At 70.6% G+C, this 25,771-nt stretch carries 22 protein-coding genes; 14 read left to right on the top strand and 8 right to left on the bottom strand.

Going from position 1 to position 25,771, the window contains the following annotated elements; all coding sequences use genetic code 11:
- The first annotated feature begins 89 nt into the window (after nucleotides 1–89).
- Entirely contained in the window at nucleotides 90–827 is a 738-nt protein-coding gene (locus AS850_RS02970) for a GntR family transcriptional regulator (protein ID WP_119867786.1), read from the top strand.
- Between the two features lie 228 nt (nucleotides 828–1,055).
- On the top strand, nucleotides 1,056–1,265 hold the full coding sequence (locus AS850_RS02975) for a DUF3072 domain-containing protein (protein WP_119870087.1): 210 nt from the start codon (nucleotides 1,056–1,058) through the stop codon (nucleotides 1,263–1,265).
- Nucleotides 1,266–1,398: 133 nt separating this feature from the next.
- On the opposite strand, the gene AS850_RS02980 is transcribed toward AS850_RS02975, so the two are convergent.
- Both AS850_RS02980 and AS850_RS02985 read right to left on the bottom strand, forming a co-directional pair.
- The gene (locus AS850_RS02980) at nucleotides 1,399–1,860 is read right to left on the bottom strand and encodes a hypothetical protein (RefSeq protein WP_119867787.1); all 462 of its coding nucleotides are present in this window, start codon (nucleotides 1,858–1,860) and stop codon (nucleotides 1,399–1,401) included.
- Nucleotides 1,857–2,396 (bottom strand): hypothetical protein, encoded by a 540-nt coding sequence (locus AS850_RS02985; protein WP_119867788.1) that lies wholly within the window; start codon nucleotides 2,394–2,396, stop codon nucleotides 1,857–1,859. The genes AS850_RS02980 and AS850_RS02985 overlap by 4 nt, the downstream gene beginning before the upstream one ends.
- Before the next feature lie 239 nt (nucleotides 2,397–2,635).
- On the opposite strand from AS850_RS02985, the gene AS850_RS02990 reads away from it, so the two are divergent.
- Genes AS850_RS02990 through AS850_RS03000 form a run of 3 tightly spaced genes read left to right on the top strand, consistent with a single transcriptional unit; the run spans nucleotide 2,636 to nucleotide 5,897 of the window.
- Complete coding sequence (locus AS850_RS02990) at nucleotides 2,636–4,153, top strand: APC family permease (protein ID WP_164088372.1); 1,518 nt, start codon at nucleotides 2,636–2,638, stop codon at nucleotides 4,151–4,153.
- The gene (locus AS850_RS02995; protein ID WP_119867790.1) at nucleotides 4,153–4,989 is read left to right on the top strand and encodes a nitrilase-related carbon-nitrogen hydrolase; all 837 of its coding nucleotides are present in this window, start codon (nucleotides 4,153–4,155) and stop codon (nucleotides 4,987–4,989) included. The genes AS850_RS02990 and AS850_RS02995 overlap by 1 nt, the downstream gene beginning before the upstream one ends.
- On the top strand, nucleotides 4,986–5,897 hold the full coding sequence (locus AS850_RS03000) for a LysR family transcriptional regulator (protein WP_119867791.1): 912 nt from the start codon (nucleotides 4,986–4,988) through the stop codon (nucleotides 5,895–5,897). The genes AS850_RS02995 and AS850_RS03000 overlap by 4 nt, the downstream gene beginning before the upstream one ends.
- A 27-nt stretch (nucleotides 5,898–5,924) precedes the next feature.
- Here the strand turns inward: AS850_RS03000 and hisD are convergent, their stop codons facing one another.
- Entirely contained in the window at nucleotides 5,925–7,241 is a 1,317-nt protein-coding gene (gene hisD / locus AS850_RS03005) for a histidinol dehydrogenase (RefSeq protein WP_119867792.1), read from the bottom strand.
- A 234-nt stretch (nucleotides 7,242–7,475) separates the two neighbouring features.
- Here hisD and AS850_RS03010 point away from each other — a divergent pair, with 234 nt between their 5' ends.
- Genes AS850_RS03010 through AS850_RS03025 form a run of 4 tightly spaced genes read left to right on the top strand, consistent with a single transcriptional unit; the run spans nucleotide 7,476 to nucleotide 12,834 of the window.
- The gene (locus AS850_RS03010; protein WP_119867793.1) at nucleotides 7,476–9,806 is read left to right on the top strand and encodes a glycosyltransferase family 2 protein; all 2,331 of its coding nucleotides are present in this window, start codon (nucleotides 7,476–7,478) and stop codon (nucleotides 9,804–9,806) included.
- Nucleotides 9,803–11,374, top strand: coding sequence for a chitinase (locus AS850_RS03015; protein ID WP_236940804.1), 1,572 nt, complete (start codon nucleotides 9,803–9,805; stop codon nucleotides 11,372–11,374). Before AS850_RS03010 ends, AS850_RS03015 begins: the two co-directional genes overlap by 4 nt.
- Nucleotides 11,375–11,434: 60 nt before the next feature.
- Entirely contained in the window at nucleotides 11,435–12,388 is a 954-nt protein-coding gene (locus tag AS850_RS03020) for a helix-turn-helix domain-containing protein (protein ID WP_119867794.1), read from the top strand.
- A 20-nt stretch (nucleotides 12,389–12,408) separates the two neighbouring features.
- The gene (locus AS850_RS03025) at nucleotides 12,409–12,834 is read left to right on the top strand and encodes a DUF1304 domain-containing protein (RefSeq protein ID WP_119867795.1); all 426 of its coding nucleotides are present in this window, start codon (nucleotides 12,409–12,411) and stop codon (nucleotides 12,832–12,834) included.
- A 78-nt stretch (nucleotides 12,835–12,912) separates the two neighbouring features.
- Here AS850_RS03025 and AS850_RS03030 read toward each other — a convergent pair whose 3' ends face one another.
- The 4 genes from AS850_RS03030 to AS850_RS03045 all read right to left on the bottom strand — a co-directional run bounded on the left by AS850_RS03030 (nucleotide 12,913) and on the right by AS850_RS03045 (nucleotide 16,283).
- On the bottom strand, nucleotides 12,913–13,530 hold the full coding sequence (locus tag AS850_RS03030) for a TetR family transcriptional regulator C-terminal domain-containing protein (RefSeq protein WP_119867796.1): 618 nt from the start codon (nucleotides 13,528–13,530) through the stop codon (nucleotides 12,913–12,915).
- 78 nt (nucleotides 13,531–13,608) lie between these two features.
- On the bottom strand, nucleotides 13,609–14,448 hold the full coding sequence (locus tag AS850_RS03035) for an aminoglycoside phosphotransferase family protein (protein WP_119867797.1): 840 nt from the start codon (nucleotides 14,446–14,448) through the stop codon (nucleotides 13,609–13,611).
- A gap of 13 nt (nucleotides 14,449–14,461) precedes the next feature.
- Complete coding sequence (locus tag AS850_RS03040; protein ID WP_119867798.1) at nucleotides 14,462–15,724, bottom strand: glycoside hydrolase family 32 protein; 1,263 nt, start codon at nucleotides 15,722–15,724, stop codon at nucleotides 14,462–14,464.
- A gap of 61 nt (nucleotides 15,725–15,785) precedes the next feature.
- The gene (locus tag AS850_RS03045; RefSeq protein ID WP_119867799.1) at nucleotides 15,786–16,283 is read right to left on the bottom strand and encodes a flavin reductase family protein; all 498 of its coding nucleotides are present in this window, start codon (nucleotides 16,281–16,283) and stop codon (nucleotides 15,786–15,788) included.
- 220 nt (nucleotides 16,284–16,503) lie between these two features.
- Between AS850_RS03045 and lepB the strand changes: the two genes are divergently transcribed.
- Nucleotides 16,504–17,247 (top strand): signal peptidase I, encoded by a 744-nt coding sequence (gene lepB, locus AS850_RS03050; RefSeq protein ID WP_119870089.1) that lies wholly within the window; start codon nucleotides 16,504–16,506, stop codon nucleotides 17,245–17,247.
- Here the strand turns inward: lepB and AS850_RS03055 are convergent.
- The gene (locus AS850_RS03055) at nucleotides 17,168–18,502 is read right to left on the bottom strand and encodes an acyltransferase family protein (RefSeq protein ID WP_119867800.1); all 1,335 of its coding nucleotides are present in this window, start codon (nucleotides 18,500–18,502) and stop codon (nucleotides 17,168–17,170) included. The two genes, lepB and AS850_RS03055, sit on opposite strands and share 80 nt — an antisense overlap.
- 168 nt (nucleotides 18,503–18,670) lie before the next feature.
- On the opposite strand from AS850_RS03055, the gene AS850_RS03060 reads away from it, so the two are divergent.
- The 4 genes from AS850_RS03060 (at nucleotide 18,671) to mmsB (ending at nucleotide 25,751) form a co-directional block, all read left to right on the top strand.
- A complete protein-coding gene (locus tag AS850_RS03060) occupies nucleotides 18,671–21,331 on the top strand; it encodes a phosphoenolpyruvate carboxylase (RefSeq protein ID WP_119867801.1) in 2,661 nt (886 codons plus the stop codon).
- A 433-nt stretch (nucleotides 21,332–21,764) separates the two neighbouring features.
- Nucleotides 21,765–22,898, top strand: coding sequence for a multiple monosaccharide ABC transporter substrate-binding protein (gene chvE, locus AS850_RS03065; protein ID WP_119867802.1), 1,134 nt, complete (start codon nucleotides 21,765–21,767; stop codon nucleotides 22,896–22,898).
- Between the two features lie 77 nt (nucleotides 22,899–22,975).
- The gene (gene mmsA, locus AS850_RS03070) at nucleotides 22,976–24,529 is read left to right on the top strand and encodes a multiple monosaccharide ABC transporter ATP-binding protein (protein ID WP_119867803.1); all 1,554 of its coding nucleotides are present in this window, start codon (nucleotides 22,976–22,978) and stop codon (nucleotides 24,527–24,529) included.
- Nucleotides 24,513–25,751 carry a multiple monosaccharide ABC transporter permease gene (mmsB, locus tag AS850_RS03075; protein ID WP_119867804.1) on the top strand — a complete coding sequence of 413 codons (1,239 nt, stop codon included), beginning with the start codon at nucleotides 24,513–24,515 and terminating at the stop codon, nucleotides 25,749–25,751. Before mmsA ends, mmsB begins: the two co-directional genes overlap by 17 nt.
- The last annotated feature ends 20 nt before the right edge of the window (nucleotides 25,752–25,771 follow it).

Here is a 25,771-nt window from a genome sequence, read left to right on the forward strand (position 1 = left end):
GCAACGCTTCGGAATGTACATGGCTATACCGGGCTAGACAAGTACTCTCAGGGTATTGAATCCGTGAACACTCTGGGAGAGTTGGTGCCGTGATCGACGTCATCGAGCGGGGCTCCGCCGTCCCCATCTATCAGCAGCTGGAGGGCATCCTGCGCGCCCGCATCGCCAGCGGCGAATGGGCTCCGAGCCAGCGGATCCCCTCGGAGAACGAGCTCTACCGGATGTACGGGCTCAGCCGGATGACGGTGCGCGGCGTCCTCAACAAGCTGACGGCCGACGGGCTGCTCACCCGCGTCCCCGGCAAGGGCACCTACGTCGCCCCCGAGAAGCTGAGCGCTCTGTCACCGGCCTACCGGGGCATCCGCGAGCAGCTCGAGGTGCTCGGCCACGCCATCACCACCCGGCTGATCTCCCTCGACGAGATCCCCGCGCCGAAGGTCGTCCGGGAGAGCCTCGGGCTCGCAGGATCCGAGACGGTCTTCGCCCTCACCCGCCTCCGGTCGGTCGACGGCCAGCCGCTCAGCGTGCACCGCTCCTTCGTGCCCGCGCGCCTCGCGCCGACCCTCGCGGAGCTCGACGTGGTGGGGGAGCAGCTCTGCGTCGTCCTGGAGGACACCTTCGCCCTCGCCATGCACGACGTCGCCGAGACCCTCGAGGCGGTCTCGGCCGGCCGGACGGACGCCGAGCTCCTGGAGGTGGCGCCCGGGCAGCCCGTGCTCCAGCTGACCGACGTGATTTCTGACCGCGCCGGACTCGCGTTCGAGTACTCGACGATCGTGTTCCGCGGCGACCGGATGCGGCTGCGGTTCGACTACAGCCGCGACTGAGGCGGGGCGGGGGGCTGTGACGCGGCCCGGGGGCCTGCGGCGCGGCGCGGGGGTACGTCCGGCCCGCCGCTGTCAGGGGTGCGGCGTACCGTTTCGGCCATGAGCGACGAGACCCAGAACCCCGACACCACCGAGCAGCAGGCCACCGAGCAGCACGTGAGCGAGCAGCACACGACCGAGCAGCACACCACCGAGCAGCCCGCGGCCAGCGACCCCACCCAGAAGGAGATGCTGGGTTCCCCGGTCGCCGAGGGCGAGACCGCCGAGAAAGACCCCTCCGAGTGGGTCACGGGCGACGAGCCCGCCACCGGCCCGCAGAAGAGCTACCTCGACACGCTCGCGCGCGAGGCCGGCGAGGAGATCCCCGCCGACATCACCAAGGCCGAGGCCAGCGAGCACATCGACCGTCTGCAGCAGAAGACCGGTCGCGGCGCGTAGTCACCGTCGGCGCTCTCCGACTCGGACCGAGGTGACCTGACGCAAGTCGATGTGCACCCCGCGCCCGGCGGCGAACCCTCTCGTGATGCGATTCATCGCTCCGGCGTCGAGTCCGTCTGGATGCTGGCTCTGCTCAGACGACGGCGTCACCCTCGGCGAGCGTCATGGCCCATTTCTGACCGGGCTGGGCCGTGATCGTGACCGTGAAGTTCGACTTGCCCGTGAGTTGGAACTGGTTGAGAGAATCGACGTCGTCGCAGTCCAGCGGATACGTGCCGATGGAGCCCATGTCGACGTCGATCCGCCCTGAGCCGTTGCAGGTCAGATAGACGTAGGCGAATTTGCGTGTGGCGGGGAACGGCCCCATCGCGATGGTGCCGCTCTGATTGTCGAGGGTCTTCAGCACGGTGGCCCCGGGCGACGGTGTCGCATGCAGGACGCTGCCGGAAGCCGCAGACGACGTGCTCGTTTCCGGACCGTTCGTCGAAGGACTCGTCGGGGCGGTGGTGTCCGGCGTCGACTGGGTGCACCCGCTCAGGGCGAGCGCGGCGACCAGCGCCGCGCTCGTCCCGAGAAGGCTTGCTCGGAGGATCATGACGTGGTGACGACCCATCCCACCGTGCTCGGGGCGGTCAGGGTGCCGGAGTCCACGACGGACCTCGTGCAGTTCCCGCTGTAGTGCACCTTGTTGATGTAGACCTTGTAGGCCGTGGTGCCGTACTGCGCGTACCGCGACGAGTGCGCGGGAACCGTCGTCTTCGTCGCCACCGAGGTCGTCCATGTGACGGTCTTCGTGATACTGGCCGTGACGGACGCCTTGGCGGTGGCGATTCCCGCCGTGATGCCCCCTTCGATCGTTCCGCTGAGGCTGGCGCCGTACGAGCCGCTCTGCTGGACCGTGAACGTCGTCTCGACGGCGTTCGGGGTGTTGTTCGTCGTCGAGTATTTCGGCATCAGCGCCTTCCACGAGTGCGTCGACGATGACACCTCGTTGAAGTACTTGCTGGTGTCGCACGCTCCTCGGGGACTCATGAGCGACGGCACGGAAGCGGCGTTCGCGGCCACGGCTCCAGGGCCCATCGTGAGGCCCAGCGCCACGAGTCCGACGGTGAACAGACTTCTCTTCTTCATTTTCCCCCCAGTTGATATCGGCGGCACTACCCCAGCGCCGCACGATCAATCTAGTGAGGGTTCGCAGAAGGAATACACCCCCGAACGGGGGGGTCCGTCTCCTCTGGCGTTGCGGGACGCGCTCAGATCGGTTGCGTCCCGCCATAGGCTTTCCCTATAGCGATCAGCCGAGGCTGCTGTCTTCCTGCCGGATGCGCTTGTCCCTACCGTGGGCGTATTCCGAACAGCAAGGAGTGCACATGTCTCAGCGTGGACCGGAGAGCGGCGCCCTCAAGCGCGAACTCAAGGTGACCGATGCCGCCGCCTTCTCCGTGGGCCTCATCGGTCCCGTCGGTGTGATGGCTCTCCTGGGAGCAGGAGCCGCGGGCATCCTGGGCGGGGGCGCCACCTGGGCGTTCGTCTTCGCCCTGGTCGCCGTGGCGCTCGTCGCGTACGGCTTCGTCAAGCTGTCTCGCCACATCTCGCACACCGGCTCGGTCTACGCGACCGTCGGCCTGACGCTCGGCGCCCGCGCCGGGTTCATCGCCGGCTGGTGCCTCTTCTTCGCCTACGTCACCATCGGCGCCGGATCGGGCATCGAGATCGGGCTCTTCGTCAACCAGCTCTTCTCCGACCTGGGGCTCGCCTTCCAGCCGGACTGGATCTGGATCACGATCGTCGCGCTGGTCCTCGTGGTCATCCTCGGGAGGCGCGAGGTGCACGTCATCACGCGCGTCCTCCTCTACGCGGAGCTGATCGGCGCGCTCTTCGTCACGATCCTCAACGTCGTCATCCTGGTCCGCGTCGGGACGGGGCACGCGCCCGGCCAGCAGACGATGAGCTGGAAGTTCCTGGCGCTCCCTGAGGGCACCGACGTCGGGGTCATCGCCGCCGCGGCCGTCTTCGGCTTCCTCGCGTTCGCGGGCTTCGAGGGAGCCGCGACGCTGGGCGAGGAGACCTCGAACCCCAAGCGCGACATCCCCCGCGCCCTCAAGATCGCCATCGCCGTGGTCGGCGCCTTCTATCTGCTGTCGATCGTCGCGCAGTCGATCGGCTACGGTCTCGATCCTGCCGGGGTCAAGGCCTTCGGTGCCTCGAGCGCGCCCTACGGCGATCTCGCCCGCGCCTTCGTCGGGCCGTGGCTCGCCGACGTGCTCACCCTCGCCGCCTGCATCAGCCTCTTCGCGATCTTCGTCGGCACGCTCTCCGGTGCGACCCGGGTGCTCTTCGCGCTGAGCCGCGACACGGGGCTCTCGAAGCCGCTCGCCCGCGTCTCGCGGCAGGGCAGCCCGACGAACGCCCTCTGGGTGGTGGCGGTCCTGGCCCTCGTGGTCATCGTCGTGCTGCGCCTCACCGGGGCGGCCGTGCTGGACGCCACCTTCTGGTCGCTGACCCTCGGCACGATCGCGCTTCTCGTCGCCTACGTCCTGGCCACCGTCGGGGCGATCCGGTTCCTCTTCTTCCGCGAGCGCACGGACACCCCGAAGTGGCAGATCGTCGTGCCGGTCGTGGCCCTCGCGCTCGTCCTCTACACGATCTACCGCAACGCGGTCGGCCTGGAGGCGCCCTACAGCTGGTTCCCCTACATGGTCGCCGGCTGGATCGTGATCGGCCTCGTCCTCTCCCTGCGCCGCGGGCTGACTGAGAGCGTGGCGCGGAACCTCAAGGCCTCGAACGCCGAGCCGGGTGCCGACGGCGATCCGAGCGCCGACGCTGCTCTCGGCCGGCGTCCCGCGGCCGCCGGGGTCGGCGACTCCGACGGCGCGGGCAACGCCTGATGGTCCGCGTCGCCGCCGTCCAGCTCGCCCCGTCCGTCACCGAGCCGTCGACGAACCGCGCCCGTGCGGTGGCGGCCATCGAGGAGGCGCTGTCGGGCGGAGCCGACATCGTCGTGCTCCCCGAGCTGACGACGTCCGGCTACGTCTTCGAGACGGTCGACGAGGTGCGGGCCGTCGCGATCCGGCCGGACGACGAGCTGCTCGCGGAGTGGTCGCGCCTCGCCGCGACCCGACCGAGAGCCGTGATCGTCGGTGGGTTCGCGGAGCTCGGCGCCGACGGGGCGCTCTACAACTCCGCGGCGATCGTCGACGGCACCGGAGTCCGGGCCGTCTACCGCAAGGCCCACCTCTGGGACCGCGAGAAGCTCTTCTTCACGCCCGGATCCGAGGCGCCGCCCGTCGTCGAGACGGCGCACGGGCTCCTCGGCACGATGATCTGCTTCGACCTCGAGTTCCCGGAGTGGACGCGCATCGCGGCCCTGCTCGGCACCGAGATCCTGGCGGTGCCGACGAACTGGCCACACATGGAGCGCCCTGAGGGCGAGCGCGTCGCCGAGGTGCAGATCGGCCTCGCGACTGCCAGGATCAACCGCATGGCCATCGTCTGCGCGGACAGGACGGGCGTCGAGCGCGGCGTCGCCTGGAACGAGGGCACCAGCGTCATCTCGGCCGACGGCTGGCTTGTCGCGGAGGTGGGGGCCGGATCCGGGATCGCCTACGCCGACCTCGATCCCGCGCTCTCGCGGGACAAGACCCTCTCCGACCTCTCGGACGCCTTCGGCGACCGGCGGACCGACCTCTACGAGCGTTTCACGCCGCACCCCGGGGCCCGATGACGCTGACGCTCGTCCAGCTCCGCGTCTTCCTGACCGCCGTCGAACTCGGGTCGTTCACGGCGGCCGCGTCGCGGCTCCACATGGCGCAGCCCTCCGTCTCGGAGTTCGTGCGCCGGATGGAGGACGGCTACGGGACCCAGCTGTTCGTGCGCGGCGGGCGCCGCCTCATCCTGACCTCGGCCGGCGAGGCCCTCGTGCCCCACGCTGAGCGCGCCGTCGCGGCGGCGGACGAGGCCGACCGCGCGCTACGCGCGGTGACGTCTCTGAGCGGCGGCCGAGCGTCGTTCGGCCTGCTGCGGAACGCCAAGTACTACTCGCTGGAGGCGCTGCTCGCCCAGTTCCACGCGCGGCACCCCGACGTCCGGCTGCGCGTCGTCGGGCTCAACTCGGTCGAGGTCGCCTCCGCCGTGTCGTCCGGCGAGCTCGAGGCGGGCCTCGTGGTGCTGCCCATCGACGGGGAGGGGCTCCGGGTCACGCCGCTCCAGCGCGACGAGGTCGTGTACGTGAGCGCCGACCCCGAGCGCGCCTCGGAGCCCCTCACGATCGAGGAGCTCGCGCGCCGGCGCCTCGTGCTCTACGACGCCCACTACGGCTGGGCCGACCCGACCCGGAGGCAGATCGCTGAGCGGGCCCAGCTCGCCGGGGTGACCGTCGAGGCGGTGATCGAGGTGGAGCAGGTCGAGTCAGCGCTCGCCCTCGTGAGGGCCGGGATGGCCGACACCTTCGTCTCGCGCGCCGTCGCCGACGGGGCCGCCTTCCCCGAGGGGCTCCACTCCGTCTCCTTCGCGGAGCCGCTCTACGACACGATCGCGCTCATCCAGAAGGAGAACGCGGTGCTCTCGCCCGCGACGACCGAGCTCATCCGGCTGGCGAGGATCCTGATCGCGGAGCGCCCCGCCGCCGGATGAGGCCCTGCCGCCGGATGAGGCCCGGCGTCACGCGTAGGTCGCCAGGCGCATCGTCGCGGTGGCCTGGTGGGCCGTCATGCCCTCGCTGGCCGAGATGACGTCGACCGCGGAGGCGAGCTCCGGAGTCGCCTCCCGGGCGATGCGCTGGAAGGTCAGCGGCTTGAGATAGCGCGACACCGACAGCCCGGCGCTGTGCTTCGCGCCGCCCGCCGTCGGGAGCGTGTGGTTGGTGCCCGCCATGCCCTTGTCGGAGTAGGCGACGGTGCTCCACGGGCCGATGAAGAGCGAGCCGTAGTTAGTGAGGGTCGCCTGGTACCACTCGTCGTCGGCGGTCTGGATCTCGAGGTGCTCCGGGGCGAACTCGTCCATGACGAGAGCGGCGTCCTCCTTCGAGGAGACGAGGACCACCGAGCCGAAGTCGTGCCAGGCCGGGCCGCAGATCTCCGCGGTCGACAGGGTGAGGAGCTGGCGCTCGACGGCCGCGATCACGTCCCGACCGAGGGCCTCCGACGTCGTGACGAGGGCGGCGGGGGAGTTCGGGCCGTGCTCGGCCTGACCGAGGAGGTCGGCGGCGACGATCTCGGGATCCGCGGTCCCGTCGGCGATTACCGCGACCTCGCTGGGGCCCGCCAGGAGGTCGATGGCGACCGTCCCGAAGAGCTGGCGCTTGGCCTCCGCGACGAAGGCGTTCCCCGCCCCGACGAGCATGTCGACCGGATCCTGCCCGAGGAGGCCGAAGGCCATCCCGGCCAGCGCCTGGACGCCGCCGAGCACGAAGAGGTGGTCGATGCCCGAGAGCTGCGCCGCGTAGGCCACGGCGGGGTTGACGCCGCCGTCCGGCTGCGGGGGCGTGCAGCCGATCACGGTCGGGACGCCGGCCACCTTCGCCACGCCCACGGTCATGAACGCGCTCGCCGTGAGGGGGAAGCGGCCGGCGGGGAGGTAGGCGCCGACCGACGCGACCGGGACGTACTTCTGGCCCACCACGAGGCCGGGCACGATCTCCGCCTCGAAGTCGATGAGGTGCTCGCGCTGGAGGGCGGCGAAGCGCTTGGTGCGCGCCGAGCCGAGCTCGATCGCCTCGCGGAGGTCCGGAGCCACGTGGTCGCCGATCCGGGCGAGCTCGCCGGCGTCCAGCTCGAAGTCGTCGCGCGTGGAGCGGTCCAGGGCCTCGGCGTAGCGGCGGATCGCGTCGAGGCCGTTCTTCTCGATGTCCAGCAGCATCGCGCTGACCGTCTCGGCGACCCGGGGGTCGCGCTGCGCCTCGGGGGCATCGACTCCGGGAGCCTTGAGGTGGGTGAGGCGGTGGCCGTTCTGAGCGAGGAAGCGGGGACTCAATTTCATGCCTCGAGCCTGAGGCCGACCGTGCTCCAGGTCCAGAGGGCTTTCCGCTCGGCGAGCCATAGGGTCGGGCTATGGGCGCCGCGCGGCACCCCCAGAACGGGGGGCTCCCGAACGATTTCGACCGGAAGCTCTTGTCCCCCTAAATGCGGACCTCGTATGCTCGCAGAGGTTCGACCGCCCGAATGGTCGGACCGCGGGTCGCGTCACCCGAATGCGCGACCAGGTCGAGGAACCATGCCTGTTCACGCGCTGCCCCCTGCCCGGAAACGCCAGTGGGGATCGGAGCGGCGGACCACCCCGCTGCCCACCATCCACGCCCGCCCGAGCGACCGCAAGGTCGCCTACGCGCGCATCGCCATCATCTCGACGATCATGTCGTGGGTCGCGTACGTCGTGTCGACGATCCTGCGCCAGTTCATGGGGGTGGGAGCCGACTACGGCTTCACCCTGCAGGCGGTCAGCTACCTCGTCATCGTCACGTTCCTCACCTTCTCCGCCCTGATGTACCTGGTGGCCCGGCTCGGAGCCCTCACCCGCTTCACCGATCACGTCCGGGTGCCGCGCGCCGAGCTCGACCGGCACTTCACCGGCCACGCCTCCTCGATGACCGTCCTCGTGCCGAGCTACGCCGAGGAGCCGCAGGTCGTCCGGCAGACCCTCTGGTCGGCGGCGCTGCAGGAGTACCCGTCGCTCCGAGTCGTGCTGCTGCTCGACGATCCGCCGCATCCTGCGGACCCTCACGTGGCCTCGCGGCTCGATGCCACGCGCACCCTCGGCGAGGGGATCATGCGCGCGCTCGCCGAGCCCGCGACCCGCTTCACCGTCGCGAGCGACGCCTTCGCCCGGGAGCACGGCGACGCCGTCGACGAGCCCGACGCCCGCCCCGCCCTCGGCACCGCCGCCGTCGACGCCATCGCCGTGCGCGAGCTCGCCGGCCACTACGACTGGGCCGCGACGTGGCTGCGCTCCATGGCGGACGCGGAGGCCGCGACCGACCACGTCGACGAGTTCTTCGCCACGCAGATCCTGCGGGGGCTCGCCGACGAGTTCGAGCTCGTCGCGAACGCGCTCGTCGTCGCCGCCAACGAGGGCGAGGCTCCGGCCCTCGCGCGCATGTCGGAGCTGTACCGCCGCCTCGTCTGGACCTTCCAGGCCGAGGTCACCGTCTTCGAGCGGAAGCTCTACTCGTCGCTCTCGCACGAGGCGAACAAGGCGATGAACCTCAACTCCTACATCGGACTCATGGGCGGCTCCTACCGACAGGAGTCGGCGGCCTCGGGGATCGTGCTCCGTCGCGTCTCCGAGGCGCACCGCGGCGACCTCGTGATCCCCGACAGCGAGTACCTCCTCACGCTCGACGCCGACTCGCTCCTCCTGCGCGACTACTGCCTGCGCCTCGTCCACCTGCTCGAGGAGCCCGGCAACGAGCGCGTCGCCGTCACGCAGACGCCCTACTCGTCGTTCCGCGGCGCGGGGTCCCGGATCGAGCGGCTCGCGGGCGCCACCACCGACCTCCAGCACGTTCTGCACCAGGGCATGTCGCACTTCGGCGCCGCGTTCTGGGTCGGCGCCAACGCCGTGATCCGCAAGCGCGCCCTCGAGGACATCGTCGAGAAGGAGATGGTCGGCGGCTTCGAGGTGCGCCGGTACGTCCAGGACCGCACCGTCATCGAGGACACCGAGTCGTCGATCGACCTCGGCACTCACGGCTGGTCGATCGTCAACTACCCCGAGCGGCTCAGCTACTCGGCGACGCCGCCCGACTTCGGCTCGCTCATCGTGCAGCGTCGCCGGTGGGCCAACGGGGGCCTCCTGATCCTGCCGAAGCTGATCCGCCAGGCGTCCGAGCGACGGCGCGCAGGATCCAGGATGCCGCTCACCGAGATGGCCCTCCGCATCAACTACATGGGCTCGATCGCCTGGGCCAGCGTCGGCCTCGTCCTGATGCTCGCCTTCCCCTACGACTCGCGGCTCCTCAGCCCGTTCGTCCTCCTGGCGGCGCTGCCGTACTTCCTCGCGATGGCGAGCGACCTGCGGAGCGCCGGGTACAAGAGGAGCGACGTGCTCCGGATCTACGGCTTCAACCTCATCCTGCTTCCGGTGCAGCTGGCCGGGGTTCTGAAGTCGATCCAGCAGGCGATCACGGGGAAGAAGATCCCGTTCGCCCGCACGCCGAAGGTGAAGAACCGGACGGCCGCCCCCGTGCTCTACGTCCTCGCGCCCTACGGGATCGTGCTGTTCTCCGTGGCGACGCTCTACCGCGACTACCTCGCCCACAACTGGGGCAACGCGGCTTTCGCCGCCTTCAACGCGGTGCTGGCGACCTGGGCGATCTTCGCCTACCTCGGTCTCTGGAACTCACTCGTCGACGTCTGGCTCGGCCTGACCGACTGGCTCTACGTGGAGAAGCTCCCGCGCGGCGCCCGGAAGGCGGCCCAACCGGTGGTCGCCGAGCTCGACTGGAGATCCGTGCTCTACCACGGTCGCGAGGTCGCGGGGGAGACGCCCCGGGATCCCGCTCCCGCCGACCTCGAGACCGCGCGCCGAATGGTGGCGAACCCGTGAGCGGCGTCGGTGCGGTGCCGGTGCGGCGCCTGTCGTTCCTGCGGCTCTCCATCGCCGTCCTCGTGACGGCGGCGCTCGCCACGGGCGGCGTGCTCGGCTACCAGATGTACGCCGCGCAGGCGTCGGCCTCGACATCGGCGGCCTGGTTCGGCGGCTACGTCGACGTCACGGCGACCCCGACCTTCGCCTTCGAGAACCCGGCGACGGCCGCCGGGAAGCAGGCCGTTCTCTCGTTCGTCGTCTCCTCGAAGACCGACGCGTGCACGCCCAGCTGGGGCGGGGCGTACTCGCTCGACGAGGCCTCGGCGCGGCTCGACCTCGATCGCCGGATCGCGCGGCTGCAGCAGCAGGGCGGCCAGGTCGCCGTTTCCTTCGGCGGTCAGGCCAACCAGGAGCTCGCCGTCGGCTGCACGAGCGTGACGCAGCTCGCCGCGGCCTATCGCTCCGTCGTCGAGCGCTACGACGTGACCACGATCGACCTCGACGTCGAGGGCACGGCCCTCGAGAACACGGCGGCCAACCAGCGGCGGGCCGAGGCCATCGCGCTGGTGCAGAAGGAACGTCGCGCGTCCGGCAGCTCGCTGGCGGTCTGGCTGACGCTCCCCGTGACTCCTGACGGCCTCGCCGTCGCCGGGCAGGACGCCGTCCGCGCGACGCTCGCCGGGAAGGTCGACGTGGCCGGGGTGAACGCGATGACGATGGACTACGGCGCCTCCCTCGAGACCGGCGTCGGCATGGCCACGGCGGCCGAGCGGGCCGTCACCGCTACGCAGCGGCAGCTGGGCATCCTCTACCGCCAGCAGGGCACCACCCTCACCAACGGCACGCTCTGGTCGAAGGTGGGAGCCACCCCGATGCTCGGGCAGAACGACGACGCCGACGAGGTCTTCACGACCGCCGATGCCGCGACGTTCAACGCCTTCGCCGTCGCGCACGGACTCGGCCGGATGTCGGTCTGGTCGCTCAACCGCGACGTGCCCTGCGGCTCCAACTACGTGACCCTCACGGTCGTCTCCGACTCCTGCAGCGGGGTCTCCCAGAAGGGCGCCGCGTTCGCGACCGCGCTCGGCAAGCACTTCGCCGGCTCCATCGACGCCCTCTCCGGGAAGGTCACGACCTCCGAGGCGCTGAGCGCCACGACGCTCAAGGACGACCCGGAGACGAGCCCCTACGCGATCTGGTCGGGCGAGAACTCCTACCTCCAGGGCACCAAGATCGTCTGGCACCACAGCGTCTACCAGGCGAAGTGGTGGACGCAGGGCGACGTGCCCGACAACCCCGTCCTGAACTCCTGGCAGACCCCGTGGCAGCTCATCGGGCCGGTGCTCAAGGGCGAGAAGCCGATCCCGCAGCCCACTCTCCCGGCGGGCACCTACCCCGACTGGGCGGGGACGGCGACGTACTCCAAGGGCGCCCGGGTGCTGTTCGACGGCACGCCGTACCAGGCGAAGTGGTGGACCCAGGGCGACAGCCCGGCTGCGGCCTCGTCGAACGCGGACGGCTCGCCGTGGGTGCCGCTCACGCTGGCCCAGATCGACGCGGTGAAGGCGGGGTCGGCCGGGCGCTGACGGTCCGCCGGGGTACGCCCGTGCAGGACGGGGGACGGCGACCTGTGCCACCATCGTGGCGTGCAGGACGATTCGGCCACGGGCTTCCGCCGGGTGCGGTACTCGAGCGCCGACGGCACCACCTACCGGAGCGTCTTCCAGACCGAGTACGGCGGCACCGAGGCGGAGAAGTCGTTCGCCGAGGACACGGCGCACTTCGAGTACACGATCGCCGGTGACGAGGACGTCTCGCTGCGGACCCTCGACGCCGGCGGTGGCACCCGTCGCGGCACGATCGGGCCGCGCGCCGACCACGTGATCTTCTGGCTCGGACGCGGATCGATGGAGATGCGCGTCGAGGGCGAGACCCGCCTCGTCCTGCCCGGTGTCCCGTGGATCGCGTCGGCCAGCCGCTCCTACGAGTTCGAGTCGGAGGACACCCACTACAACGGCATCCACATCTCCGACGCGTTCCTCCGCGACGTCGCGTCGCGGCTCGGGCTCGTCGTGCCCGGGGGCGACCTCGTCTTCGAGCAGCAGGACGACCGGATCGCCGCTCTCGCCCCGCTCCGCACCCTGATGCGCGAGGCGGGGCCGCTCATCGGCAGCGCCTCGACCACGCCGGCGCTCCGGCGGGCGACGAACAGGCGCGTCGCCATGACGGTCCTCGAGACGTTCCCGCTCCGGGCAGGCGGTCAGCGGGTGGGGGAGCAGGACCGCCTCGCGGCCGCCGTCTCGTACATCCAGTCCGCCGCCGCCCACGAGGTCTCGGTGCTCGACATCGCTCGCGAGACGGGTATCGGCGAGCGGAGCCTGCAGCAGCACTTCCGGCGCGGCCTCGGGCTCACCCCGATGGCGTACCTGCGCCAGGTGCGCCTCGAGCGCGCGCACGACGATCTGCTCCGAGGCACCACCACGACGACTAGCGTGAGCGCCGTCGCGAGGTCGTGGCGGCTCAACCACCTCGGCCGCTTCTCGAGCGCCTACCGGGAGCGGTTCGACGAGCTGCCCCTCGAGACGCTGCGCCGCCGCTGACGGGCCCCTAGAGTGGCGGCATGCTCGTCGTCGCCTCGGTCCTCGCCCTTCTCGCGGCTCTGCTGCACGTCTACATCTTCGTCATGGAGTCGGTACTCTGGACGACGCCCCGGGTCCGCGCCACCTTCGGCATCACCGACGACGCGCAGGCCGAGCACACCAAGCCGCTGGCGTTCAACCAGGGGTTCTACAACCTGTTCCTGGCGGTCGTCGCGGCGACCGGCTCGATCCTGCTGCTCGCCCCGGGTGCCGGAGCCGCGGACGCCAGAGCGACGGGCGCAGGAGCCGCGGGGACGGCGCTGGTGATCGCCGGCGTCGGGTCGATGCTGCTGGCGGCCCTGGTGCTCCTGCTCTCCGACCGGACGAAGGCCCGGGCCGCGATCACGCAGGGGACTCTGCCCCTGCTCGCGCTGGTGGCCCTGCTGGTCTCCGCGCTCGTCCGCTGACGGGGGCTGCGGCGAGATCGCACCCGACGTCGCCCGGCGCGCGCCGAGGCGACGGGAATCGCGATCTCGGCGGGAGGGTCAGCGCGCCGCGAGCGTGCCGGGCTCGAGGCCCAGCGTCGACTCGAGAGAGAACGTGATGAGGTCGGCGCGCTCGGCCTCGCTGCGGTAGCCGACCAGGCCGTAGGCGGTCGTGCTGTCGATCAGCGCGAAGAACAGGAGCGCGGCGAGGTGCGAGTCGGCGACGCGGAAGTCGCCCGAGCGGACGCCGTCGTCGACGAGGTCGGTCAGGAGCGACTGCCAGGCGTCCATGCTCGTGCGCGCGGCCGCCGCGACGAACTCGTTGTGCCGGCCGACGCTCCAGGCGTCGGCCCAGACCGTCTTCGAGAGGCTGTGCTCCTCGCCCTGGAGCGAGGTGACGAGGAAGCGGAGACCGTCGAGGGGGCTCGTGCACTCGCCGAGGTCGTCGCGGATCCTGCTGAACTCGTCGTGGGCGAGATCGGCGAACGTGCGCGCGGCGAGAGCGCTCATGGAGGGCTCGCGGGCCGCGACGTCGGCGGGGGAGAGCGCCGCGGTCGAGGCGACGCGGCGCAGGGTGATCGCGGTGAGACCGCTCGAGGTGGCGATGCGGCGAGCCGCCTCGGCGATGGCGCCCTCGACGGTTCCGGAGGCGGTCGAGGTGGCGTCGGTCAGCGTCATCCTCCCAGAGTAGGCGGGCGCGGGACGCGCCGGTGCCCCCCGTCCTGGTCAGGCGACGTCCGACGGCGCGGCACCGGGTCAGCGGTCGTAGCTCTCCAGCAGCGCCTGCGGAGTCCACGGTTCCGAACCGGCCTCGCGCGTCCAGGCCGCCGACAACGCGCACCAGGCGAGGACCCACTCGCGCAGGAGCCGCGGGTCGAGACCGCTCCGCTCGGCGACGATCCCGAGGCGGCGCTCGAACGACTCCACGGCGATGCCGGTCGTCGGGTTGCAGAAGAGGTTGGCGAGGTCGAACGCGCGGTGCCCCAGGAGGCCCTTCGGGTCGATGGCGAGCCAGCGCTCGCCGAAGCGGAGCACGTTGCCGTGGTGGACGTCGCCGTGGAGCACCCGGACCTCGTCGGGGGTCGTCGCGGCGAGGAGGTCGCGCGCCCGGGCGGCCCCGCGCGCGAGAGACGTCGGCAGCGATCCGGCGGGTGCCTCGATCAGCCCGGCGAACCACGCGTCGAGCGGCAGGGCCTCGGCAGGCGCCTCGGCCACGGGCGCCGCGTGCAGGCGGGCGACGACGTCGCAGAGGATCGCGGTCGCCTCGTCGTCGCGCCCCTCGGCGCTGAGCCGGGCGAGACGCCCCGGATCGTCGGCCCGCTCCAGCAGGACGGCGTGGTCGTCGATCTCCAGCACGGGAGCGGCTCCGGAGTCGCGGGCGTGGGGCGACGACCCGGCGACGGCGTTCCACCAGGCGAGCACCCTCGCCCCGCGCGCCTCCTCCTCGATCCGGGCGACCTTCAGCATCACCGGTCGGCCGAGGCGCGTCCCCGGGACGAGCCTGCTCGCCGGTGTCGTGATCGTCTCGCCCGCGTCGTCGATCGCCCACCGGCCGACGTAGCGGTCGGGGTCGGCGGGGGACCAGGCGGTCGGCACGCGCGCGGCTCCCTCAGCCGAGGCGCACGCTCGTCGGAGCGGGGACGGGGCTCGCGAACAGGGACGCCCCCGTGCTCGCCTCCAGCACGCGACCGTCGACGAGGAGGGTCACGTCGCCTCCGCCCGCGGGAAGGGCGGCAGTCCAGCCGTTCGACGGGATGCTGACGCGGACCTCGTCGGCCGTGCGCTCGAACTCGGCCACGGGGCCGTCGCCACCCTCGAGGACGAGGCGGGCCGGGGCATCCTGCGGCCAGACCAGAGACGCGGTGGTCGAGGGCAGCGGCGTCTCGCCCGCGTCCGCGACGGTCAGGCTCGCGACGGAGTCGCTCGAGGTCACCGCAGGATGCGGGCGGGCCGTGAGGACGTCGCCGTCCAGCTCGAGGAGGTGCGGCACGCTCATCGCGCCGCTCCAGGTCGTGCCCGCTCCGTCGCGCACCTCGCGCAGCCAGAAGACGAGCCCGGGCCGCCCCTCGGCGTCGTGGAACACCGACGGCGCGTAGTAGCTCTCGCCGTGCGTGAGGCGCCCCCACGCGCGGGCCTCGAAGCGGCCGTCGGCCCAGGTTCCGACGCCGTAGGCGACCGAGTGGAGGAGGTCGTCCTCCCACACGGACACCACGAGCACATCGGAGTCGCCCACGCGGACGATCTGCGGGCATTCCCACACCGAGCCGGTCCAGACGGGGTCGGTCGAGGCTGCCGCGCGCGACGCGGCGACGCCGTCGAAGGTCCAGGTGGCGAGGTCGGGGGAGGTGTAGCCGAGGGCGGCGGCGGTCCGGTCGGGGAGGCCGGCGCCGACGAGCATCCGCCAGCCACCGGCCGCGTCGTCGCGGAAGACGAACGGGTCGCGGAAGACGCGGACGCCCAGATCGGCAGGAGCCTCGGCGACGACCGGCCCTTTCGTCCAGGCGCCCCACGACTCCTGCGCGCCCTGGGCGGGGTGGGCGATGCGGACGCGGCCGTCGTGGAGATCGGGTTCGTTCACCGACGTGTAGAAGAGCGACGACCGGCCCTCGTCGTCGGTCACCAGGGACCCGGACCAGATCCCGTCGTCGCCGTCGCCCGGGGCGAGGGCGACCGGCTGCTCGGCCCACGACACGAGGTCGCTCGACGTGGCGTGACCCCAGTGGCAGGACGACCTCCAGACGGTGCTCTCCGGGACGTACTGGAAGAACACGTGGTATTCGCCGGCGTGCCAGGTCAGCGACAGGGGGTCGTTGATCCAGCCCGTCGCGGGCGTCAGGTGCAGGCGCGGGCGGTCGACGTCGGCGTCGGTCATCTCATCACTCCCGGTCGGGACGGGGCCTCGCGGGGGCGAGACCGAGGTCTCGACCAGTGTGTCAGGCGATGGCGCTCAGCGTGTGGAACCGCGACCCGTGCCAGACGAGCGGGGCGGCCGCCGGATGCTCGTCGAACGCCTCGACCTCGAGCAGCACCACGGTGTGGTCGCCCGCCGGGAACTCCGCGAACACCCGGCACTCCAGGAGCAGCGGCGCCCGGTCGACGAGGAGGGCGCCGGTCGCGGTCGCCGTGACGTCGATGCCGTCGAAGCGGCGCCGGGGATCCGGGTCGGTCAGCTGTCGGGTCCGCGCTCCGTGCTCCAGCCCCAGGATCGAGACGCCGAGGTGCGACGCCGTCCTGAGGCGCGACCAGGTCGACGAACCGTGGCTCGCTGAGAACGACACGAGCGGCGGGTCGAACGAGGTGCCGATCGAGAACGAGGAGACGAGCATCCCGTCGTGGCCGTTCTCGTCGGTGCGGGCGATCGCCGCCACGCCGCTGGGGAACCGCGTGTGCAGGGTGGCGTCTGCGGCCTCGCGGCCGTCGAGGGTGCGCATGCTCGTCTCCCGGGGGATCTCGCTCGTTTGAACCAAACGGTTCACTTTCGACGATACCGGGGGCGTGTTTCGCCCTGATTACGTTCTCGAGACGGCTCCGTGCTCGTGCCCTGGCGACCGCCCAGCCGGGGCGACGGCGGCCTCAACTACGATTCGGGGGGGCGCGGAAGCGTCGGCGGCACCCGCGACCACGCCGGGGGCCACGAGAACGGGGATGCGCATGACAGACACTCACGAGGCGGCGGCGGCAGCACCGGCCCGACGCCGACGGGGCGGGCCCGTCCGGTTCCTGCGCGACATCGTCGTCATCTTCGTCGTGGCGCTCCTGCTGTCGTTCGTCATCAAGACCTTCGTCGTGCGCTCCTTCTACATCCCCTCGGGCTCGATGCAGAACACCCTCCAGATCAACGACCGCATCATCGTCAACGAGCTCGTGCCCCGCTTCTCGGCGATCAAGCGCGGCGACGTCGTGGTCTTCAAGGACCCGGGCGGCTGGCTGGAGTCCGCCCCGCAGCCCTCGACGGCGACGGGCAATCCGGTCGTCGACGGCGTGCAGTGGTTCCTGACCCAGGTCGGCATCGGCACGCAGGACAGCGACCAGTACCTCATCAAGCGCGTGATCGGCCTCCCGGGCGACACGGTCTCCTGCTGCGACGCGCAGGGGCACGTGGAGGTCAACGGCAAGCCGATCACGGAGCCGTACATCGTCGCTCCGGCGGGCCAGAAGGCCGTCCCGTCGTCGTTCTCCGTCACGGTCCCCGCGGGCTCCCTGTGGGTGCTCGGCGACAACCGCTACAACTCCGCCGACTCGGCGTTCCACTACAACGCGAAGAAGTCCCCGTGGTTCGTCCCCATCGGCAATGTCGACGGGCGGGCCGTGCTGATCACCTGGCCGGTGAAGCACTGGTCGTGGATCGACGACTTCCAGTCGGTGTTCCGAGGCTCGGAGCGCGAGGGGAGCTGACCGGCCCCAGGAGCCGGATCGACGCGGGCACCGCGACGGCTCCGATCACGGCGAGCGGCAGACTCAGCCCGTCGAGCATGATCGCGAAGGCGGGCGCGATCAGGAGGACCGCGGCGACGCCGATCACGGGGAGCGACGGTCGTCCGCGCCCCGGGCCGTCCGCCCGGGGAGCACGTTCGAGACGGGCGACGGCGAGCGAGACCGCGAACGCGAGGCCGAGGACGCCGGCGACCACGGGGATCCTGCTCCACCACCAGATCGCCGACGCCGGCTCGGGGAACGGGGCGCCGATCAGGAGGAGCACCCCGGTCAGCACGATCGCCAGCGGCAGGTGCCACAGGTAGACGGTCATGCCGCGGCTCCCGACGGCGAAGACCACGGCCCGGGCGGCGCGCGTCTCCATGAGGCGGGCGAGCAGAGGGCGGGCGAGGCGCAGGAGGCACAGCTGGGCTACCCCGAGGACCATCAGCGTCGCCATCGGCGGGTTGAGGTCGACGAGCATGTCGCGCGACCAGACGCCGGACGACGTCATCGGCACGAGGAGCAGGTAGCAGGCGGCGGCCACCGCCACGAGCATCCTGCGCGGGATCCTGCCGAACCGGGCGTCGGCGTAGACGAAGCCGAGCTGCTGAACGAACAGCCACACGAACAGCAGGTTCAGGAGGCCGACGTCCGTCACCCCGGTCGCGTGCCGCACCAGGTCGACCGCCACACCGCCCGCGGCCAGCGCGACGAGGGTGACGACGGGGCGCCGAGCGTGCAACCCGGCCATCGCGGGCACGAAGAGCTGCGTGATGCCGTACGCGGCGAGGAACCAGAGCGGGGAGCCGATGCCCACGGCGACGGTCGCGAGGAGCGCCGGGTCGACCCCCAGCAGCCGGGCCACGGCGAGGCCCGCGGCGAGGAAGACGAGGATCGCGGCCGCGGGCCGGCCGAGTCGCAGGAGCCGCCCGCGCACGTAGTCGCCCGCGTCGCCCCCGCGCCGCACGGTGGACGCCCACGCGGTGGCGCTCGCGAACCCGCCGACGACGAAGAAGAGCGGCATCACCTGCCCGGCCCAGGTGGCGAGCGGGAACCAGGGCTGCTCACCCAGCGTCCGGTCGACCGAGAGCGCCCCGGTCGCGTCGCGGGAGACGCCGATCATGAGGACGTGGATGACGACCACGAGGAGCACGCAGAACACGCGGGCGAGATCGACGGTGAGGTCGCGGCGGGAGAGATCGGGTGCGGCGGGATGATGAGCGTCGGCGTTCATGGGGTGGACGCTACGGGGGCGGAACCGGTGTCGCGTCCTCCTCCGGTGTCGTCCTCCGTCATCCGCGAGGTGCACGTCCGGCGTCACGGGGATGACGGCATCAGTAGGATGCTGCTCACGCAACGACGGCGATGCGAACCTCCCAGCCCACCCCTGCGAAGGGACACCATGACCACGATCGAAGGGTCGCGCCGCTCCGACGGTGCCAGCCGCGACGAGATCCGGGGAGCCGTCGACAGCCGGCTCCGCGAAGACGTGAGCTTCCTCGGGAACCTGCTCGGCCGCGTCCTGCGCGAGTCCGGCGGCCCCGAGCTGTTCGACGACGTCGAGGCGGTCCGCGCGGCCGTGATCGGCGCGTACGAGGGCTCCGGCGAGGCGTCGCTGGAGCGCGCCCGCGAGCTCGTCGACGCCCTGTCGCACGACCGCGCCGAGCAGGTGGCGCGCGCGTTCACGTGCTACTTCCACCTCAGCAACCTGGCCGAGGAGCACCACCGGGTGCGCGTCCTCAAGCGCCGCGCCTCCACCGAGGGCCCCGCCTCCGACTCGCTGCCGGCGACCCTCGACGTGCTGCGCGCGGAGGTCGGGCAGGATGCCGCGGCCGAACGCCTGCGCACCCTCCGGTTCCACCCCGTGCTCACGGCGCACCCGACCGAGGCGCGCCGTCGCGCCGTCGCGTCCACCATCCGCCGCATCAGCGACCTGCTCGACGAGCGCGACCGCGCCGAGAACGACGTGACGACGAGCGAGACGGAGCGGCGGCTCCTCGAGGACATCGACACGCTCTGGCGGACCTCCCCGCTCCGCACGACCAGGCCGACGCCCCTCGACGAGGTCCGCACGGCGATGAGCGTCTTCGACCAGACCCTCTTCGAGGTCGTGCCCCACGTCTACCGCCTCCTCGACGACCGCCTGCAGGGCGACGACGCCGGCCGCCGGCCCGCCGTCGTCCCCGCGTTCCTCCGTCTGAGCAGCTGGATCGGCGGCGACCGCGACGGCAACCCGCACGTCACCGCGGAGGTCACGCGGAAAGCGGCCGACATCGCGGCGGAGCACGTCCTGCTGGGGCTCCAGCGGGCCACCGCCCGCATCGGGGCGACGCTCACCCTCGACGAGAACGACACGCCCGCCTCCGCCGGCCTGACCGCGCTCGCCGAGAGCCAGCGGCTCCTCGACGCCGAGTCCGCCTCCCAGATCGGCATCCGGTCGCCCCAGGAGATCCACCGCCGCGTGCTCCTCTTCGTCGCGCAGCGCCTCGAGGCCACCCGCCTCGGCGACGACCAGCTCGCCTACGCGTCGCCCGACGAGCTGCTCGACGACCTCCGCTGCGTGCAGGAGTCGCTCCGCGAGGCCGGTGCCCACCGCAGCGCGAACGGCGAGCTGCAGAACCTCCTCTGGCAGGTCGAGACCTTCGGCTTCCACCTGGCCGAGCTCGAGGTGCGCCAGCACTCGCAGGTGCACCGCACGGCGCTCGCGGAGATCCACGCGGGTGGGGAGCTCAGCCCGATGACCGAGGAGGTCCTGAGCGTCTTCCGCACGATCGCCGACCTCCAGAAGCGCTACGGGATCCGCGCCGCGGCCCGCTACATCGTCTCGTTCACGCAGTCGTCCGCCGACCTCGCGAACGTCCACGAGCTCGCCGTCGCCGCGCTCGGGTCGGCCGAGGCCGCTCCCGTGCTCGACGTCATCCCGCTCTTCGAGACCTTCGCGGACCTCGAGGCGAGCACCCGGATCCTCGACGAGGCTCTCCAGACCGCCTCCGTCACCGAGCGCCTCGCCCAGACGGGCCGCAAGCTCGAGGTCATGCTCGGCTACTCCGACTCCTCCAAGGACGTCGGACCGGTCTCGGCGACGTTCGCGCTCTTCGACGCGCAGGCCCGCATCGCCGACTGGGCGCGGGAGAACGACATCGAGCTCACGCTCTTCCACGGCCGCGGCGGAGCCCTCGGCCGCGGCGGCGGGCCGGCCAACGAGGCCGTCATGGCGCAGCCGCCCGGGTCGGTGGCCGGGCGCTTCAAGATCACGGAGCAGGGCGAGGTCATCTTCGCCCAGTACGGCAACAAGACGATCGCCGCCCGCCACATCGAGCAGATGGCCGCCGCGACTCTGATGGCGTCGAGCCCGTCGAACGAACGCCTGAACCAGGAGGCGGCGGTCCGGTTCGGCGACCTCGCCACGACCATGGACCGCGCCAGCCGCGAGGCGTTCTTCGGCCTCGTCAAGGCCGAGGGCTTCGCGCAGTGGTTCGCCGCCGTCACGCCGATGGAGGAGATCGGGCTGCTCGCCCTCGGCTCCCGGCCAGCGCGCCGCGGCCTCTCGGTCGAGTCGCTGGAAGACCTCCGGGCCATCCCGTGGGTCTTCGCGTGGACGCAGGCGCGGATCAACCTCGCGGGCTGGTACGGCCTCGGGTCGGCGCTGCAGGCGATCGGCGACGTCGACGTGCTCCGGGAGGCGTACGCGTCCTGGCCGCTCTTCGCGGCGATGATCAAGAACGTCGAGATGTCGCTGGCGAAGACCGACGACGCGATCGCCCGTGAGTACCTCGGGCTCGCGACCCGCGACGACCTCGCGCAGCGCGTCCTCGACGAGATGGCGCTGACGCGCGAGTGGGTCACGAAGACGAGCGGTCACGCGGAGGTCCTCGACGGCCGACCCGTGCTCAGCCGCGCCGTCCGGCTGCGGAGCCCGTACGTCGACGCGCTGTCGCTGCTGCAGCTGCGCGCCCTGCGGGGGATCCGCACGAGCGCGACGAGCGATCCCGCCGATGCCGACCACCGGCTCCTGCTGCTGACCGTCAACGGGATCGCGGCCGGCCTCCAGAACACCGGCTGAGCCGCGTCCGACGAAGCGCCGGCAACCTCCGGGTCGCCGGCGCTTCGTCGCGCCCGGAAGTCGTCGGTCACCGTGAACGTGCCCGTTACGAAACCGAGACCTACTCGATTCCGCGAAAGGCTTTCCGTGACCTAGCATGGCTCTCTGTTAGCGCTCACACTGTGCGCTCACGGACCGAGACCACGCTCGCCTGACGAAGGAGTCACCCGATGTCTACGCCACTGAGCCGCTAGTCAGCCACCCACGAACGTTCTCCCGGGGCCCAGCACGATCACTCCCGGGGGATCCCCTCGATCGAGCGGTGCGGCATCCTGCGCCCGTCGATCACCTCCCTGCACGGCGACACCCGTCGTTCCGCGCGCACCCCAGGGGGCTCTCGTGCACGTCGCACTCGCGGCTGTGCGGAGCCACGCACTCACACAAAAGGAACACCATGAAGACAAGGAAGTTCTTCGTCGGCGCGGCCGCCATCGGCCTCGCTCTGAGCCTCGCGGCCTGCTCCGGCGGTCGTGGAGCCACGGACGCCGGATCCGGATCCGGCTCCGGTTCGAACAAGGGCGCCCTCGTCGGCGTCGCCATGCCGACCAAGGTGTCGGAGCGCTGGATCAAGGACGGCGACGCGGTCAAGAAGGACCTCATCGCCAAGGGCTACAAGGTCGACCTCGAGTACGCCGACAACAAGATCCCGACCCAGGTCCAGCAGGTCAGCAACATGATCACCAAGGGCGCGAAGGTCCTGATCATCGCCTCGATCGACGGCGGCTCGCTCAGCGACCAGCTCGACTCGGCGGCCAAGGCCGGCATCAAGGTCATCTCCTACGACCGCCTCCTCACCGGCAACAAGAACGTCGACTACTACGTGTCGTTCGACAACTACAAGGTCGGCGTCGACCAGGCCACGAGCCTCCTCACCGGGATTGGCATCCTCGACGCCGACGGCAAGAAGACCGGCAAGAAGGGTCCGTTCAACATCGAGCTGTTCGCCGGAAGCCCCGACGACAACAACGCGACGTTCTTCTTCAACGGCGCGAGCGACACGCTCAAGCCCTACATCGCGGACGGCACCATCAAGGTCGGCTCCGGCCAGACCGGCTTCACCCAGGCCGCCACGCTGCAGTGGGACCCGGCGACCGCCAAGGCCCGCATGCAGAACCTGATCGCCAAGTCGTACTCCGGCGGCCAGAAGCTCGACGGCGTCCTCTCGCCCTACGACGGCATCTCGATCGGCATCATCTCGGCGCTCCAGGGCGCCGGCTACGGAACCGCCTCCAAGCCCCTCCCGACCATCACCGGTCAGGACGCCGAGGCGGCGTCGGTCAAGTCGATCATCGCCGGCCAGCAGTACTCGACCATCTACAAGGACACCCGCAAGCTCGCGACGCAGTCCGTCACGATGGCCGACGATCTCCTCACGGGCAAGACCCCCGAGGTCAACGACACGAAGTCGTACGACAACAAGGTGAAGGTCGTCCCGACCTACCTGTTCCAGCCGACCGTGGTCACGAAGGACAACTACAAGAGCGTCCTCATCGACAGCGGCTACTACACGGAGGCCGACCTCAAGTAGGTCCGCTTCCCTCGGGTGGCGGCGACCCTCCGGTCGCCGCCACCCTTTCCCGACCACCCTTACGGAAAGGACACCACGTGGCGAACACCATCCTCGAGATGCGTGACATCACCAAGTCGTTCCCGGGCGTGAAAGCCCTGCAGAACGTGACCCTCGAGGTCGAGCGGGGACAGGTCCACGCGATCTGCGGCGAGAACGGCGCCGGCAAGTCGACGCTCATGAAGGTCCTGTCGGGCGTCTACCCGGCCGGCAGCTTCGACGGACAGATCCTCATCGACGGCTCCCCGGTCGACTTCAAGAACATCAACGACTCGGAGGAGGCGGGGGTGGTCATCATCCACCAGGAGCTGGCCCTCAGCCCGTTCCTCTCCATCGCCGAGAACATCTACCTCGGCAACGAGCGCTCCAAGCGCGGCTTCATCGACTGGAACGACACCAACCTCGAGGCGGCCAAGCTGCTCGCCCGGGTCGGGCTGCGCGACAACCCGATCACGAAGATCACCGACATCGGCGTGGGAAAGCAGCAGCTCGTCGAGATCGCGAAGGCGCTCTCGAAGAAGGTGCGCATCCTCATCCTGGACGAGCCCACGGCCGCCCTCAACGACGACGACTCGGCCCACCTGCTCGACCTGATCAAGAGCCTGCAGGGCCAGGGCATCACGTCGATCATCATCAGCCACAAGCTCAACGAGATCAAGGCGATCGCCGACAAGGTGACGATCATCCGCGACGGCAAGACGATCGACACCCTCGACATGCACGCCGACGACGTGTCGGAGGACCGCATCATCAAGGCGATGGTCGGCCGTGATCTCGAGAGCCGCTACCCGCACCACGACTCGAACGTGGGCGAGGAGCTCCTGCGGATCGAGGACTGGACCGTCCACCACCCCCTCGACGCCACGCGCGAGGTCGTGCACCAGGCGAACCTGCACGTGCGCGCCGGCGAGATCGTCGGAATCGCGGGCCTCATGGGCGCCGGTCGCACCGAGCTCGCGATGAGCGTCTTCGGGCACAGCTACGGCACGAACATCTCGGGCCAGGTCTACAAGCGCGGCAAGCCGATCAAGACCAACACGGTCTCGAGGGCGATCGACAACGGCCTGGCGTACGCCACGGAGGACCGCAAGCGCTACGGCCTCAACCTGATCGACGACATCAAGCGCAACATCTCCGGCTCCGCGCTGGGGAAGCTCGCGTCGTTCGGGTTCGTCGACGCCTCGAAGGAGACCACCGTCGCGGACAAGTACCGCAAGGACATGAACATCAAGGCGCCCAATGTCTCGGTGCTCACCGGCAAGCTCTCCGGCGGCAACCAGCAGAAGGTCGTGCTGTCGAAGTGGATGTACTCCGACCCCGACGTCCTGATCCTCGACGAACCGACCCGCGGCATCGACGTCGGTGCGAAGTACGAGATCTACACGATCATCAACGCGCTCGCCGACCAGGGGAAGGGCGTCATCGTCATCTCCTCCGAGCTGCCGGAACTGCTCGGCATCTGCGACCGCATCTACACGCTCTCGGAGGGCAGGATCACGGCCGACGTGCCCCGTGACCAGGCGACCCCCGAGTACCTCTTGAAATTCATGACCCTGGAAAGGGAGAAACCCGTCAATGAGCGCGACGTCTGACCTCAAGCCCGCCCCGCGGGATCTCCGACCCGGCAAACCGCAGGGCCCCCTGGGCTCGGCGGCCACCTACCTCGCGGGCCAGCTCCGCCAGATCGGGCTCTTCATCGCCCTGATCGTCATCGTCCTGTTCTTCCAGATCGCGACCAACGGCATCACGCTGGCGCCGATCAACGTGTCGAACCTGGTCGTGCAGAACAGCTACATCCTGATCCTCGCGATCGGCATGGTGATGATCATCATCGCCGGGCACATCGACCTCTCGGTCGGCTCGGTCGTGGCGTTCATCGGCGCCATGGCCGGCGTCATGATCACCCAGTGGGGCCTGCCCTGGTGGCTGGCGATCATCCTCTGCCTCGTGCTCGGCGGTCTCGTCGGCGCCTGGCAGGGCTTCTGGGTGGCCTACTTCGGCATCCCGGCGTTCATCGTCACGCTGGCGGGCATGCTCGCCTTCCGCGGTGCGGCGCAGATCGCCCTGCAGAACCAGCAGATCTCGCCGTTCCCCGACGAGTTCCGCGCCCTCGGCTCCGGCTTCCTGCCGTCGTTCGGCACCTCCGGCTACGAGCCGCTGACGCTGATCATCGGCGCGGTCGCCGCCATCGCGATCGTCCTCTCGGGCCTCCGCGGTCGCGCGGTGCGCCGCAAGTACGAGCTCGAGGACGAGCCCTTCCTCTGGTTCATCGTCAAGCTTGCCTTCACGGTCGCGCTCGTCGTCTACGTGGCGTTCCTCCTCGCCAGCTACAGCGGCACGCCCATCGTGCTCGTCGTCCTCGGCGCGCTCGTGGTCATCTACGCGTCGGTGATGCGCAACTCCGTCTTCGGTCGCCACACCTACGCGATCGGTGGCAACCTGCAGGCGGCCGCCCTCTCGGGTGTGAAGACGAAGCGCGTCACGTTCCTCCTGTTCGTGAACATGGGCGTCATCTCGGCTCTCGCCGGTCTCGTCTTCACCGGTCAGCTCAACCTCGCCAGCCCCAGCGCCGGCAACGGGTTCGAGCTGGACGCCATCGCCGCCGTCTTCATCGGTGGAGCCGCGGTCACGGGTGGTATCGGAACCGTCCCCGGGGCGATCGTCGGTGGTCTGATCATCGGGATCCTGAACAACGGCATGTCGATCCTCGGTGTGGGCACGGAGTACCAGTCGCTCATCAAGGGCCTCGTGCTCCTGGCCGCCGTCGCGTTCGACGTCTTCAACAAGCGTCGCGCGGCGAGCTCCCTGAAGTAGCAGAACCGAGCACCACCTGT

Origin of the sequence: Frondihabitans sp. 762G35 (genome assembly GCF_002074055.1) — a bacterium.
GTDB lineage: Bacteria > Actinomycetota > Actinomycetes > Actinomycetales > Microbacteriaceae > Frondihabitans.